This window comes from Planococcus sp. TJ-302 (genome assembly GCF_058268455.1).
Map to the genome: position 1 here is coordinate 1,735,644 of NZ_JBZDOI010000001.1, position 13,904 is coordinate 1,749,547.

Here is a 13,904-nt window from a genome sequence, read left to right on the forward strand (position 1 = left end):
ACAACGGCAGGAGACAAGAGAAGATGGTAAAAGCGATTTTTTTTGATTTGGACGATACTTTGTTATGGGATAAAAAAAGTGTCGAGCTGGCGTTCCAGAAAACCTGTGAATTGGCAGAATCTCTCAGCGGGACGGATTGCAGCAAGCTCGAAACAGCGGTCCGGGCCGAAGCGAGCGAGTTGTACGCTTCTTATCCGACCTATGATTTCACGAAAATGATCGGCATCAACCCATTCGAAGGCTTATGGGGAACTTTCGATGACGAAGGCTCCGATTTCCAGGAAATGAAGAAAATCGTTCCGGAGTACCGGCGCGCGGCTTGGACCGCCGGCTTAAAACGCATCGGTATCGATGATCCGGCACTCGGCCAGCAATTGGCCGAACATTTTCCGAAAGCACGCAAACAGCATCCTGTCCTTTACGACGAAACGACGCGTGTGCTTGAAGGGCTGAAAGACAGCTATGACCTTTTGCTATTGACGAACGGCTCTCCTGGCCTGCAGAATATTAAACTTGAAATCACTCCTGAAATCGCGCCTTACTTTGCCCATATCGTCATTTCCGGCGATTTCGGCAAAGGCAAACCGGACCCAGGCATCTTCGAATATGCGTTAGCCAAATTCGGCTATGCAAAGGAAGATGTGCTGATGGTCGGTGATAATCTGATGACCGATATCATCGGTGCAGAAGGGGCGGGCATCCGTTCTGTGTGGATCAACCGTGAAGGAAAAGCTCCCCACGACACTATTAAACCCACCTATGAAATCGCGCACCTGGAAGAATTGCTGCAATTGTTGGAGCAGGAACAATTGTAACTTGCCGCAAAAAGGCGCATCGGAGTCATTCCCGATGCGCCTTTTTCTTATGATGCCAGCCAATAAAGCAACTGACTCTCATACAATCTATAAATTGATGGCGGTAACTTTTTCGATTTCCGCTAACGCTGTCAGTTGGTCGAGACTGCTTTGCTCAGCTGGTTTGTCGATCGACAGCATCATGATCGCATCGCCGCCGGCATTCGAACGGCCGACTTGCATTGTCGCGATATTAACATTTTCCTGTCCGAGCAATGTGCCGACGCGGCCAATAACGCCCGGACGGTCATTGTGGCGGATAAAGAGCAGGTTGCCTTTTGGCACAACATCGACGAGGTAATTATCAACTTTGACAATACGTGCGCCTTGGCCGTTCAAAAGCGTTCCGGCCGCTTTCCTCGTTCCATTGGCTGTCTTCACTTCCACTGTAATTAAGCTCGTAAAGCCTTTCGAGGCAGTCGATTTGCTTTCATTTACCGTGACACCTTTCAAATTCGCAAAATACATGGCATTGACGTCGTTGACGATTTCGCCCAGATAGCGCTTCAAAAGGCCTTTCAGCATATTGCGCGTCAGCGGACCGACTTCAACATTCGCCAGTTCGCCTGAATACTGGATATTCACTTCCTGGGCGGTACCGTCCGCCAGATCCGCCAAGAAAATGCCGAGCCGTTCCAGCAAATCAAAATACGGTTCGATTTGCGCCATGATTTCCTTTGGCACTGAAGGCAGATTGACCGAATTGCGCACGGTCCCTTCTGTGAAGTACCGGATGACGTCATTGCTGACATCGACAGCGACAATCTCCTGTGCTTCTATCGTGCTGGCGCCAAGATGGGGTGTCGCCACCACTTCCGGCAGCTCGAGCAGGCGAAAATCGACCATCGGTTCCTGTTCAAAAACATCAAGTGCCGCTCCCGCCACTTTGCCCGCTTTAATCGCGTCGTATAAGGCATTTTCATCGATGATTCCACCGCGGGCGCAGTTGACGATCTGGACGCCAGGCTTCATCATGCCGAAAGCTTCCGCATTAATGAGGTGGCGTGTTTCTTTCAGCAAAGGCGTGTGGACCGTGATAAAATCCGCAGCTCTGACCACTTCTTCGACAGTGCCAAAATCGACGCCCATTTTTTCCGCTTTTTCAGGCGTCAAAAACGGATCGTATGCGATGACATTCATGCGCTGCCCTTTGGCGCGCGCAGCCACTTCCGCTCCTATGCGCCCAAGTCCGATGACGCCAAGCGTCTTGTTTTTCAATTCGACGCCGACAAACGATTTGCGGTCCCAATTACGGTTGCGGAGCGCGTAATACGCCTGCGGAATTTTCCGGGCCATCGACATCAGCATCGCCATCGTATGCTCAGCCGCTGAGTTTGTGTTGCCGTCTGGAGCATTGACAACGATGATGCCATGTTCTGTCGCAGCCTCAAGGTCGATGTTATCGACACCCACACCGGCGCGGCCGATGATTTTCAGGTGCTTCGCCTTTTCAATGATGGCGCGGGTCACTTGGGTTTGGCTTCTGACAAGCAGCGCATCAAAATCACCGATGCGCTCCCCCAATTGTTCGGGCGTCATGTTCGTTTCAATTGTAATATCAAAGCCGTCTGCTTGGCGCAACGGGTAAATGCCGTCTTCACTTAAAGAATCACTGATCAAAATATTATAATTCATTGCGCAGACTTCCTTTCATCCAAGAAAATTTGTTGTGCTGCCCGCACGCCGTGGCCGAGTTCAATCTTTTTGCCTGCTTTTACGATGCCGATTTCCATCGCGGCAATCGCCTGCAGCATATCCGCCGGCGAGCAATAACCCATGTGGCCAATGCGGAAGATCTTCTTCGCCAGCTCTTGCTGCCCGCCGGCGAGTTCAAGGTTGAATTCGGTTTTCATTACTTTGCGGAACACTTCCGGATCGAAATCGTCGGGTTTCACTGCTGTCACGGTCGGAGAAGCGTCCGCGTCCGTTGTCAAAAGCGGCACGCCCAGCGCTTTAAATGCCGCACGCGTCATTTTCATCATCAACGAATGGCGGGCATAGACTCTTTCAAGCCCTTCTTCTTCCAGCAGCTCAAGCACCTGCTGCAAGCCGAATAAAATTGATAATGCCGGTGTGAAAGGCGTCGTATCCTTAAGAATATTATCCCGGTGCTTCGCCAAATCGAGATAAAATCGCGGCTGCGGATTGGCATTCACTTTTTCCCACGCCCGCTCGCTTGCAGCGATAAACGTCAATCCCGCAGGCAGCATAAATGCTTTCTGGGAGCCGGTCACGACGATATCGATGCCCCATTCATCCATTTCCGTTGCGGTGCCGGCTACACAGGAAACTCCATCCACAATGACCAAGGCATCCGATACTTCCTTGATAGCTGCCGCCAATTCTTTTATAGGATTCAAAACGCCTGTTGATGTTTCACAGAACGTCGAAAACACTGCCGTTACGAGAGTTTTTTCTTTCAAGAATTCTTTCAATTTTTGAGGATCGACCGCTTTACCCCATTCGACATCGAATACATGCGTTTTCAGTCCGTAAGCTTTGCAGATTTTCACAAACCTGTCGCCGAATGCGCCAGTCACAATGACAGCGACTTCTTCACCAGGTGCTACCGTATTGACGACAGCTGTTTCAAGCCCTGCTGTTCCGCTCCCTGTCAATATCATGACTTCCTGCTGAGTGCCGAAAACCTGTTTCAGTTTCGGGCGGATGGCAGCAATCATATCGGACGTGCTTTGTCCACGATGGCCGATCATCGGCTGGCTCATGGCCCGTTCAACACTCGGCGGTATCGGCGATGGTCCTGGAATTCTTAGAATTTGTTGATCTGTCAGCATAACGGTCATTCCCCTTTCGAATTCAAACGGTGTACGGAAATTCAGCATCCGGAACTGGAACTAAAAAAAGGCTCTCCACCCCCTACATAAAAATGTAAGGGGCGAAGAGCCTTCAATTCGCGGTACCACCCTAATTCGCTGCTCCATGGCGGAACAGCCTCATTGGTTCACATGCGTAACGGACACGAGCCGGAAGGGCCTACTGGAGTTCAGCCCATCTATTCAGGAGTGCTGCTTACTGCCGGAACCGCTGATTTGCACCATCCATCAGCTCTCTTGAGATTCCTCTGCCGTCTGCTTGTCTCCGTCAAAATAGTTGTTTGAATCTTTAATTGAATTCATCATAACAAATTGATGTAAGTTGTCAATATATAATAAATTTTCAGCTTTCTTTGGAACCGTTTTCATTTTCAGCAATCCTTTGTGCCTTAAGGCTCTATCCATGAATAAACTTTTTTATCTTTTACAAAGGAAATACAGCGTTTTACAGACAGCCTAAGATTCTCGCGCTGAATTTGTTATACTTGAAAGATAATTCAGAAGGAGGCGTAAGTGATGATCAATACATTTTCAATTGAGGACTATCTGGCTTCAAACCGAAACCGTTTTGAGGAAATCAGCAAATTCATCTGGCAGCACCCTGAAACCCGTTACTTGGAATTTGAATCTTCCCGTTTTTTGTCGGACGAATTCGAGAAAGAAGGATTTACAGTCCAACACGGCATCGGCGGCATCGAAACCGCTTTTTCCGCATCGTTCGGTGAAGGGAAACCAGTCATCGGTTTTCTCGGTGAATTTGACGCATTGGCAGGGCTCAGCCAAAAAGCGCACAGCGTTTCTCAAGAACCGCTTGAATCTGGCGGCAATGGCCATGGCTGCGGGCATAACCTCCTTGGCACCGGATCGCTTGCCGCTGCTTACGCCGTTAAATCCTATTTTGAGGAAAATGGCATCAAAGGGACTGTCGTATTCTACGGCTGTCCGGCCGAAGAAGGTGGATCCGGCAAAACGTTCATGGTGCGCGAAGGCGTCTTTGACGATCTCGATGCGGCGTTCACTTGGCATCCTTCTTATGTGAACACCATTATGAGTTTGTCGAGCCTGGCAAACTACCAGGTCTATTTCCGCTTCAAAGGCATTGCTTCTCATGCCGCGAACTCGCCGCACCTCGGGCGCAGCGCATTGGATGCTGTTGAACTAATGAACGTCGGCGTCAATTACCTGCGTGAACATGTCATTCCAGAAGCGCGCATGCATTATGCCATCACCAATAGCGGCGGCATTTCTCCGAACGTCGTGCAGTCGGAGGCAGAAGTTCTGTATTTGATCCGTGCACCGAAAGTTGCACAAGTAGATGACATCTACAAGCGCGTATGCAAAATCGCGGAAGGCGCAGCGTTGATGACAGAAACTGAGATGTCCATTGTTTTTGACAAAGCCTGCTCCAATTACGAACCGAACCGCGTGCTTGAAAGCATTCTTTTCGATAAGCTGCAGGCAGCCGGTCCGATCCACCCGACGGCAGAAGAAGAAACATTTGCTCAAGGCATCTGGGACAGCTTGTCCGAAGGGGAAAAGAAAAATTTCGTCGGCGGTATGGAAAGCTTCGGCTACAGCGGCGATGGCAGTGAGTTTGAAGGAAAGTTCCTGTCCGATATCATTTCAAGCTACGAGCCTTCTGACAAAACGATGCCCGGCTCTACCGATGTCTCGGACGTCAGTTGGGTTGTCCCAACTGCTCAATTGACTGCTGCCACCAGTGCGCTCGGCACACCGCTGCATACGTGGCAGATGGTCACACAAGGCCTCAGCACGTTCGCCCACAGTGGGACATTGCTTGCAGCGCATGCTATGGCAGAAGCTGCCATCCATCTTTTCGAAAATGGCTCAGCACTTGAAGCGGCAAAAACGGAGCACGACAAAAAACGTTCGAAAGAACCTTATACCAACCCGATTCCACGAAGCGTCAAGCCATCTGCAACGAAATAATTGCACAGCAACGCGCAATCAAAAGCGCCCGGCCATTTATTGGCCGGGCGCTTTTTGATAATGGTTCAATAAGAGCGCGGCATTCCCAGCACGTTCTGCCCGAGAAATGCCAGCACCATATTATTGCTGACCGGTGCCACTTGATACATCCGCGTTTCACGAAATTTGCGCTCTACGTCGTATTGATCGACAAAGCCATAGCCGCCGAACGTATCGACACAGACGTTCGCTGCCTGCCAGCTCGCTTCACTCGACAGGTATTTCGCTAAGTTCGCCTGTTCGCCGTATTTTTCACCTTCGTCGTATTTGCGCGCCGCTTCATAGCGCATCAGATCTGCAGCCTTAATCGCGGCGTAAGCCTTCGCAATCGGAAACTGGATGCCTTGGTTCATGCCGATTTTGCGGTCGAACACGACGCGGCTATTGGCGTATTCGGTAGCTTTATCAATAAAGAAATAGCCATCGCCGATTGCTTCAGCCGCCAACAGCGTACGTTCGGCATTCATTCCGTCGAGGACATAGCGAAAACCTTTGCCTTCTTCGCCAATCAAGGAATCTGCAGGAATTTTCATGTTTTTATACCAAACCTGGTTTGTCGCATAATTGAACATTGCACGGACGGGTTCTGTAACAAACGTCTCAGGCTGCTGTTCACGGATTTCCCGCAAATCGACAAGGAACAGGCTCAAGCCTTCGGTTTTCTTGTCGCCCAACTCTTCAGATGGGGTCGTGCGCGCAAGCAGCATCAGCAAATCCGATTGCAAAATACGGCTAGTCCAGTTTTTATGGCCATTGACGATATAGCCGCCATCCCTTTTCTCGGCAAATGTCTGAATCGCTGTCGTGTTGGAACCAGCCGCCTCTTCTGTCACCGAGAACGCCTGGAAACGGATGCTGCCGTCGGCAATACCCGGCAGGTACTTGCTTTTTTGTTCTTCGCTTCCGTGCTTCAGCAGCGCACCCATTGTATACATTTGCGCGTGGCAGCCTGCCGCATGGCCGCCCGACCGGTTGATTTCTTCCAATACAATCGTCGCTTCAGTCATGCCGTAGCCTTTGCCGCCGTATTGTTCTGGAATCAGCGCAGATAGATAGCCGCTTTTCGTCAGTGCGTCGACAAATTCGTACGGATATTCCCGCTCCAAATCTAACTTTCTCCAATACTCATTTGGAAATGCCGAACACAGATTCCGGACTTCTCCACGCAAACTCTCCCGTTCCTGCACACTTAAACCCGCCATCTTTTTCCCATCCCTTCATGTTTTAAATATTCTCATCCACCTCTGTATAAGGGCGCATTTCTTCATAGTCAAAACCGAACTCTTCTAATATGGCGGCTGTGTGTTCACCGACCGCCGGCACCGGATTCATGACCGTGTCAATTTCATCCGACGTCACAGGCGGCAACAATGCTTTCAGCATGCCCACTGGTGAATCCACTTCTCTCCAGCGATTGCGCGCCTGCAATTGCGGATGATCTACCAGTTCAGTAACGGTATTCAAGCGGGCATTGGCAATCTTCGCTCCTTCCAGCGAACTGATAATGGCGTCCGAGTCCATGTTTTGGAAAACCATTTCGATGAGTGCTCTTAACGCATCTTTGTTCGCTACGCGGTTGGAGTTGTTATTGAAGCGCTCGTCCACTGCGATTTCAGCCTTGTTCAAAACCTCTTCGCAGAACTGCACCCATTCACGTTCGTTTTGAATGCCGAGAAACACCATTTTTTCATCTCCCGCCTTGAACGGTCCATAAGGATAAATAGTGGCATGGCTCGCTCCGGTCCGCTGCGGCTCTGATTTGCCGTAAGCAGAATAATACAGCGGATAGCCCATCCACTCTGCCAGTGCTTCGAGCATCGACACTTCGATAATGGCGCCTTTTCCGGTTTTATAGCGGGAGATAATCGCTGTCAGCACGCCCGTGTACGTATACATACCTGCTGCAATATCCGCGATGGAAATTCCGGCTTTCGAAGGCGTTTCTTCTGTACCGGTTACAGAGACCAGTCCTGCTTCGCATTGAATCAGCAGATCGTAGGCTTTTTTATTGGTATAAGGACCAAATGTTCCGTAGCCCGAAATAGAGCAGATGATGAGCTTCGGGTATTTCTTTTGAAGTTCCTGCGCGCTGAAGCCGAGGCGGTCCACCGCTCCTGGAGCAAGATTCTGGATAAAAACATCGGCTTCCGACAGCAGTTTGTCCAATACTCTTTTCGCTTCTTCGTGCTTCAGGTCGAGCGTAATCGATTCTTTTGAGCGGTTCGTCCAGACAAAATGGCTTGATAGCCCTTTTACCGTTTTGTCGTAGCCGCGGGCAAAATCCCCCGGCCCAGGGCGTTCCACTTTAATGACACGTGCACCCAAGTCGGCCAGCTGGCGCGTCGCAAACGGCGCTGCCACTGCTTGTTCAAGTGAAACCACTGTGATTCCCTGTAAAGGCAACATAACTTCCCCTCCTTTTGAATTTCGGTTCTATTTTCACGCTATACCAAGCCGATCCATTGCCACCACGTCGCGGCGACTAAAATGGTAGCGGCGATGGATATCGCTGTTGCATATAAGCCAGGCTTTAAAAAATCCTTCTGTTTGATCATTCCGGTGCTATGTGCCAACAGATTCGGCATCGACTCGACAATAAGCACAAAACCGAAAAGGCATGTGAGGCCGGTCGTGAACCCAATCACCAATGGATTAATGCCCGCGTTCTGCGCCACGCTAATCAAGATCGGCACCAGAACGACGACAGCGGTCGCGACATTGGAGATCAGTTTATGGAACAACTGAGACAGTAGAATAACTGCTACAACCGCCATGAGCGGATTCTGCAGCAAGCCGGTAAACCATCCGACGCTTAAATAATTGCTAATCGTATCGGCTGCGCCAGAGTCGGCAAATGCATAGCCCATCGACAGCGTGACGCTGATCAGCAGCACCGTATTGTAATTTATTTTGACGACGGTTTCCCAATCAGCTACGCCGATTTTTGGCAATGCCATCAGAACGACCCCGATCAATGCGGGCAGGCTCGGGTGCATGCCATGAATTGGTTCTGTCAGCCATAGCATGACGATGAACAAAAGAATTCCGATGCCGCGTATTTCACCCGGTGTGACTGGGCCGAGCTCTGCCAGCTTATCGCCCATCTCCTGGCGGATTGCCGGAAAAGAACTCTGTTCCGGAGGCAGCGGAAATGTCTTCAGCAACATCAGCCAAATTGCAGGAATCAGGATCATCCACAGCGGAAAGGTATAATAAAACCATTGGAAATACGTAATTTTGATTCCCGCGAAGCGGTCCAGCAATTCGACCGTGAGAATGTTGCCGATGGCGGCGGTCATCACGGACGTGCCGCTGATGATGCCGCCGAATGCTACACCCAGCATGATCATTTTCCTCAAGTTGCTGCCTGCCCCTGCCTGTGTCGTTTCGATAATCATCGAGGACACCGGCAGGATCAGCGCCGACCGAACTGCCGTGGAAGGAATAAAAAACGCCTGGATCTGCTGGATGATGATAATGCTTCCGAGCAATCCTTCCGGGCTGCTGCCCCATCTTTTTAAAATCCAGTAGGTCATCCTTCTGATCAACGCGGTTTCGTTGACTGCCGTTGCAAGCATCATGCCGGCCACAATCAAATAAGTGGCAGGCGAAGCAAAGCCGCTAAAAATGACTGTTGAGTCCGCCGCTTTTAATATGAGCATGGCGAGCAGGATAATCAAAGCGGTCAAGCCGATCGGCACCGGTTCGAACGCCCATAAAATGATGCCCGAGACGATAATAGCCGTCATTACTTTTGCGTCATGCGAAAATGCATCCGGCAAACCAAAAAACAGGAGCAAAAAAACAGCGGCGGAAAATGTGAAAGATGCAAACGCCTTATAATCGGTCATGGCGAATCTTTTCATGGCATTTCACGCCTTTCCCTGCCTCTGTTTAACCGGCATAGCAGATCCAGCCGCCAAAATGGTTGGTTTTAAAGAATTTCGTGATTTTCCGGAATCCGGCTTCCACCAGTAATTCCCGCAGCTTTTCTTCCGGAATCGAGGCTTCCACCAACGTGCTTTTCATCAGGTTCTCAACTTGCTCCTCAGATAAATTGGTCATATCAAGCCAATAATTTTTCCATAATGCTACCTGCTCTTGAAACTCTTCGTCTTGTGGATCGCCGTATTTGCTTGCCAGCACGAGAGGCGCGCCAGGTTTCAAATGGGATCTCAACTTTTTCAGCAGCGCAAGCTTTCCTTCTATTTCTGCAACGAAATGCAAGACCAGCAGGCAAGTCGCCGCATCAAAAAGCGCCGCTTCCGGGACATCTTCGACCGTTCCCTGGATCAGAATTGTCCGTTTCTCCATATCGTTCTGCTGCGCTTTTATCCACGCCGCTTGGAGCATCGCTTTTGACGGGTCTACTGCAGTAAATCGCCAACCGGGATTTGGCGGCCCGAACGTTTTCAGTTCATTGCCGCCTCCACCGCCTACTACAAGAACAGCTGCCTCCGCCTCCAATTTAGATCGAAGAAACGTATTGGTCAGCCGCAGGAGCTGGTCGTATGTCGGCAATGTCCGCCTCACGCCTTTGTCGTATTCCTGTGCGATATCGGAATCAAATGCCATTTTATCGGACATCTCTTACACCTCGTTTCCTGCTCTTTTTTACTTGCCGATTCCTGGAACATCCGGCATCCACAGCAAGATCTTCACTTTAATGAAAACGCTTTCTCGAAAACAAATCAAGCGGCCGGAAAATAACATTATGTGGATATTGGATACAATTTAATTACAAATCTAATACTACTAAAAATTCCGACTATTGTAAATACGAATAACAGGAAATCCGGCTTGCCCATCTATAAATTTCGTAGATAAACATCGCCAAATCTCCTGCTGGTTTAGTTGGACCGTTTCTTAAGCGCTTCTATAACAGCATCAGTCACTTCTTTTGTATTCGAACGGCCGCCGATATCGCCTGTTTTGATGCCTTGCTGCAATGTATCTTCAATTGCTTGCAGTACGAGAGCGCCCATTTCAGGTTCCCCCAAGTGGTCAAGCATCATTTTTGCCGTCCATATTTGGCCGATCGGGTTTGCAATGCCTTTGCCGTAAATGTCCGGAGCCGAGCCATGTACCGGTTCGAACATAGAAGGGAATTTTCCGTTCAAGTTGATGTTGCCGGCTGGCGCGATGCCGATGCTGCCCATGATTGCTGCTCCGATATCGCTGAGAATATCACCGAATAAATTGCTTGCCACAACCACATCAAGCGTTTGCGGCTTAGTGATGAAAAATGCAGAAAGCGCATCGATATGTTCGCTATTCGTTTTGATGTCAGGGTAGCTCGCGGATAATTCTTTGAATACCTCGTCCCAAAATGGCATCGAATGGGCAATCCCGTTCGACTTGGTCGCACTGGTCAGGCTGCCGCCTCTTTTTTGCGCAATTTCAAAACCGTATTGCATGACACGGGAAACGCCTTTCTTTGTGAATACCGCATTTTGGACGACAATTTCATCTTCGCCGCTATGGACCCGGCCGCCAATGCTGCTGTATTCTCCTTCACTGTTTTCACGGACGATCATAATATCAAAATTTTCAGGACGGCTCAGTGGTGAAACCATTCCCTCCAGCATTTTCGCTGGCCGGACATTGATGACTTGCTGAAATTCCCGACGGATTTTCAGCAGCAGCCCTGCAAGAGAGACATGATCCGGCACGAGGGCAGGATCTCCGACAGCACCCAGAAAAATCGCGTCGCTTTGGCTGATTTGTTCAAGACCGTCTTTCGGCATCATTTCGCCATGCTCAATATAGTATTCGCAGCTCCATGGATAATGGCTATAATTGAATTCAAGGCCACCATGGATTTCTGCAACAGCATCAAGGACACGCAATGCTTCCGGCACAACCTCTTTTCCGATTCCGTCTCCTGGTATTACGGCAATATCCAATCTTTTCATGAACTTGTCCCCTTTTCCCTAAGCGTTATTTAAGCATTCCGGATAGAACGGTCATTTCTCGCTGATCATGCGGATCAAGTTATCTTTTGTGCGCAGGATATGCTGCACAGTCACTTGCCGCAGCTTTTCGGCGTTTTTATCTTTGATAGCTTGGAGCATTTGGCCGTGCTCTTTATGCGATTCCGACAAATGGTCCGCCAGTAAACTCGGCGTATATGGCGGAATGCCTTTCCACAGCGTTTCGATAAAACCTTGAATTCGTCTCCACGGACATCCTTCGCGGATGATGCGGTGGAATTCGGTGTTCAGAGCCATAAATTCCTCCATATCATGTTCGTCCGCTTTCAGCATCAGCATCCTGCCGTAGATGTTTTCCAGCTCGGCAATCTCTTCCTCGCCCAGAAATGGCAGCGCCTTCACCACCGCCTCGCCTTCCAGCAAAGCGCGGAGCTGGTAAATTTCCTCAATATCTTCAATCGATACAGGCGTCACAATGGCGCCTCTTCTTGGCTCAATGCTGACAAGGCCTTCCACTTCCAGCTGGCGCAATGCTTCACGCAGCGGCATCCGGCTGACGCCCAGCTTTTTCGCCCACTCCTCCTGCATCAACCGTTCGCCCATCTTGAATTCGCCTTTTAAAATCAATTCACGCAGTTTTGTCGTGACTTTGAACTGCAATGTAGCCCTATCTTGTTCCGTTAATCTGAATTTCTCCATGTGGCACCCCTCAAATACTGTTCTCTTCTAAATCGGCTATGGCATAACATTGCTGGTATGCCAACAACGCCTTTAAATTAAGAATGATGAAGTAATTTTAACACTAATCAACTGTGTTGGGCACGAAGGGATTCAGTCATCCTTTTATCTCTACATTGAACATTTCTTCGATGCTTTTGATGATTGCGGTATGATCTTCGCTTCCACGGCCCTCGGTCCAAGCTTTTTTCCATAACTGGAACGAAGCACCGGAAATGAACATCGGTACACTTTCCTGTTCAGCCATGCTCATGGCAATTTTCAAGTCCTTAACCATCAGGTCCAGTGTGAAGCCGACTTCAAAATTTCTTGTCAGTACCTGATTGGGAAATTTGAAATCACTGGAAAAACTTCTGCCTGTGCTGGTGTTGATGACATCAAGCATTTTTGCTGGATCAAGCCCCAGCTTTACGCCGAGCGCCATCGCTTCCCCAGTTGCTGCAAGCGTTGTCGCGGAAATCATATTATTCAGCGCTTTAATGGTATGCCCCGCTCCAGCTTCTCCCACATGATTGATATTCTCTCCGAGCATTTCCAATAACGGCAGCGCTTCGTTGTAATCTGATTCTTCGCCGCCCACCATGATCGACAAGGTACCATTTTCAGCCTTTTTGACGCCACCCGAAACCGGTGCGTCGATCATGCGGAAACCTTTCGCTTTCATCGCTGCGCTTAACTCTTTCGTTACAGAAGGGATCGATGTCGTCATTTCGATGAGCAAGCTTTCCCCGTTCATGCCATCCATCAAGCCATTATTGCCTTGCAGCGTCTCTTGGACGATGTAAACATTCGGCAAGACGGTGATGATGTATTGAAATTTCCGTGCCAAATCGGCCGGGCTTTCCGCTTTTTCAGCTCCCAATGCCACCATTGCCTCAATGGCATCTTGGTTCACATCGTAAATGCCGACTTCAGCGCCTCCATCCAGCAAACGTCTAACCATTCGGCCTCCCATATTTCCCAGTCCGATAATCCCTGCTCTCACCATTATCCGTCCTCCTCTATTGCTCTCTGTATTTCTCGACGCCTTCCTGATAGATGTCTCCGCCATGCGCATCGTTGATAACAAAAACCGGGAAGTCTTCTATTGTCAGCTTGCGGATCGCTTCCGGCCCTAAATCATCGTAAGCGATTACTTCAACCGATTTGATCGAACGGGAAATGAGCGCTGCCGCTCCGCCGACGGCTCCGAAATAGACGGCTCTGTGCTTTATGATCGCCTCTTTCACTTCGTCGTTGCGGTAGCCTTTGCCGATCATCCCCTTAAGGCCTTTTTCGAGCAGTGCCGGCGTATACAAATCCATTCGCCCGCTAGTCGTCGGCCCCGCAGAACCGATCACTTCCCCGGGCTTTGCTGGCGTAGGGCCCGTGTAGTAAATCACTTGGCCGCTGACATCAATCGGCATTGGGATTCCTTGCCGTTCCTCTTCAATCATCCTTTTATGGGCTGCATCACGCGCCGTGTAGACGACCCCTGACAGCAGCACGCGATCGCCCGCTTTCAATAACTCGATATCTTCTTCTGTTAATGGCAACCTAACTTTCTTCTGGACCAT

At 49.7% G+C, this 13,904-nt stretch carries 12 protein-coding genes and 1 other annotated feature; of the genes, 2 read left to right on the top strand and 10 right to left on the bottom strand.

What is annotated here, in order from left to right; translation table 11 throughout:
- The first annotated feature begins 23 nt into the window (after positions 1–23).
- Positions 24–815, top strand: coding sequence for an HAD family hydrolase (locus tag AC4EHB_RS08480; protein WP_490981193.1), 792 nt, complete (start codon positions 24–26; stop codon positions 813–815).
- A gap of 87 nt (positions 816–902) precedes the next feature.
- On the opposite strand, the gene serA is transcribed toward AC4EHB_RS08480, so the two are convergent.
- Together serA and AC4EHB_RS08490 are read right to left on the bottom strand one after the other, a co-directional pair.
- Positions 903–2,489 (bottom strand): phosphoglycerate dehydrogenase, encoded by a 1,587-nt coding sequence (gene serA, locus AC4EHB_RS08485; protein WP_490975133.1) that lies wholly within the window; start codon positions 2,487–2,489, stop codon positions 903–905.
- The gene (locus AC4EHB_RS08490; protein WP_490981194.1) at positions 2,486–3,649 is read right to left on the bottom strand and encodes a pyridoxal-phosphate-dependent aminotransferase family protein; all 1,164 of its coding nucleotides are present in this window, start codon (positions 3,647–3,649) and stop codon (positions 2,486–2,488) included. Before AC4EHB_RS08490 ends, serA begins: the two co-directional genes overlap by 4 nt.
- Positions 3,650–3,743: 94 nt before the next feature.
- Positions 3,744–3,969 (bottom strand) — a binding site (T-box leader).
- Positions 3,970–4,204: 235 nt separating this feature from the next.
- Here AC4EHB_RS08490 and AC4EHB_RS08495 point away from each other — a divergent pair.
- The gene (locus tag AC4EHB_RS08495) at positions 4,205–5,638 is read left to right on the top strand and encodes an amidohydrolase (protein WP_490981195.1); all 1,434 of its coding nucleotides are present in this window, start codon (positions 4,205–4,207) and stop codon (positions 5,636–5,638) included.
- A gap of 65 nt (positions 5,639–5,703) precedes the next feature.
- Here AC4EHB_RS08495 and AC4EHB_RS08500 read toward each other — a convergent pair whose 3' ends face one another.
- The 8 genes from AC4EHB_RS08500 to AC4EHB_RS08535 form a co-directional block, all read right to left on the bottom strand.
- Positions 5,704–6,879, bottom strand: coding sequence for an acyl-CoA dehydrogenase family protein (locus AC4EHB_RS08500; RefSeq protein ID WP_490975136.1), 1,176 nt, complete (start codon positions 6,877–6,879; stop codon positions 5,704–5,706).
- Between the two features lie 22 nt (positions 6,880–6,901).
- The gene (locus AC4EHB_RS08505; protein WP_490981196.1) at positions 6,902–8,083 is read right to left on the bottom strand and encodes a CaiB/BaiF CoA transferase family protein; all 1,182 of its coding nucleotides are present in this window, start codon (positions 8,081–8,083) and stop codon (positions 6,902–6,904) included.
- A 38-nt stretch (positions 8,084–8,121) separates the two neighbouring features.
- Positions 8,122–9,543, bottom strand: a complete 1,422-nt coding sequence (locus AC4EHB_RS08510) for an SLC13 family permease (RefSeq protein ID WP_490981197.1) — start codon at positions 9,541–9,543, stop codon at positions 8,122–8,124.
- Positions 9,544–9,571: 28 nt separating this feature from the next.
- Positions 9,572–10,264 (bottom strand): class I SAM-dependent methyltransferase, encoded by a 693-nt coding sequence (locus AC4EHB_RS08515; protein ID WP_490981198.1) that lies wholly within the window; start codon positions 10,262–10,264, stop codon positions 9,572–9,574.
- A gap of 263 nt (positions 10,265–10,527) precedes the next feature.
- Positions 10,528–11,592, bottom strand: coding sequence for a tartrate dehydrogenase (locus AC4EHB_RS08520; RefSeq protein WP_490975140.1), 1,065 nt, complete (start codon positions 11,590–11,592; stop codon positions 10,528–10,530).
- Positions 11,593–11,643: 51 nt separating this feature from the next.
- The gene (locus AC4EHB_RS08525; protein ID WP_490975141.1) at positions 11,644–12,309 is read right to left on the bottom strand and encodes a GntR family transcriptional regulator; all 666 of its coding nucleotides are present in this window, start codon (positions 12,307–12,309) and stop codon (positions 11,644–11,646) included.
- Between the two features lie 136 nt (positions 12,310–12,445).
- Complete coding sequence (locus tag AC4EHB_RS08530) at positions 12,446–13,336, bottom strand: NAD(P)-dependent oxidoreductase (protein WP_490975142.1); 891 nt, start codon at positions 13,334–13,336, stop codon at positions 12,446–12,448.
- Between the two features lie 13 nt (positions 13,337–13,349).
- The gene (locus AC4EHB_RS08535; protein WP_490975143.1) at positions 13,350–13,904 is read right to left on the bottom strand and encodes a Fe-S-containing hydro-lyase; all 555 of its coding nucleotides are present in this window, start codon (positions 13,902–13,904) and stop codon (positions 13,350–13,352) included.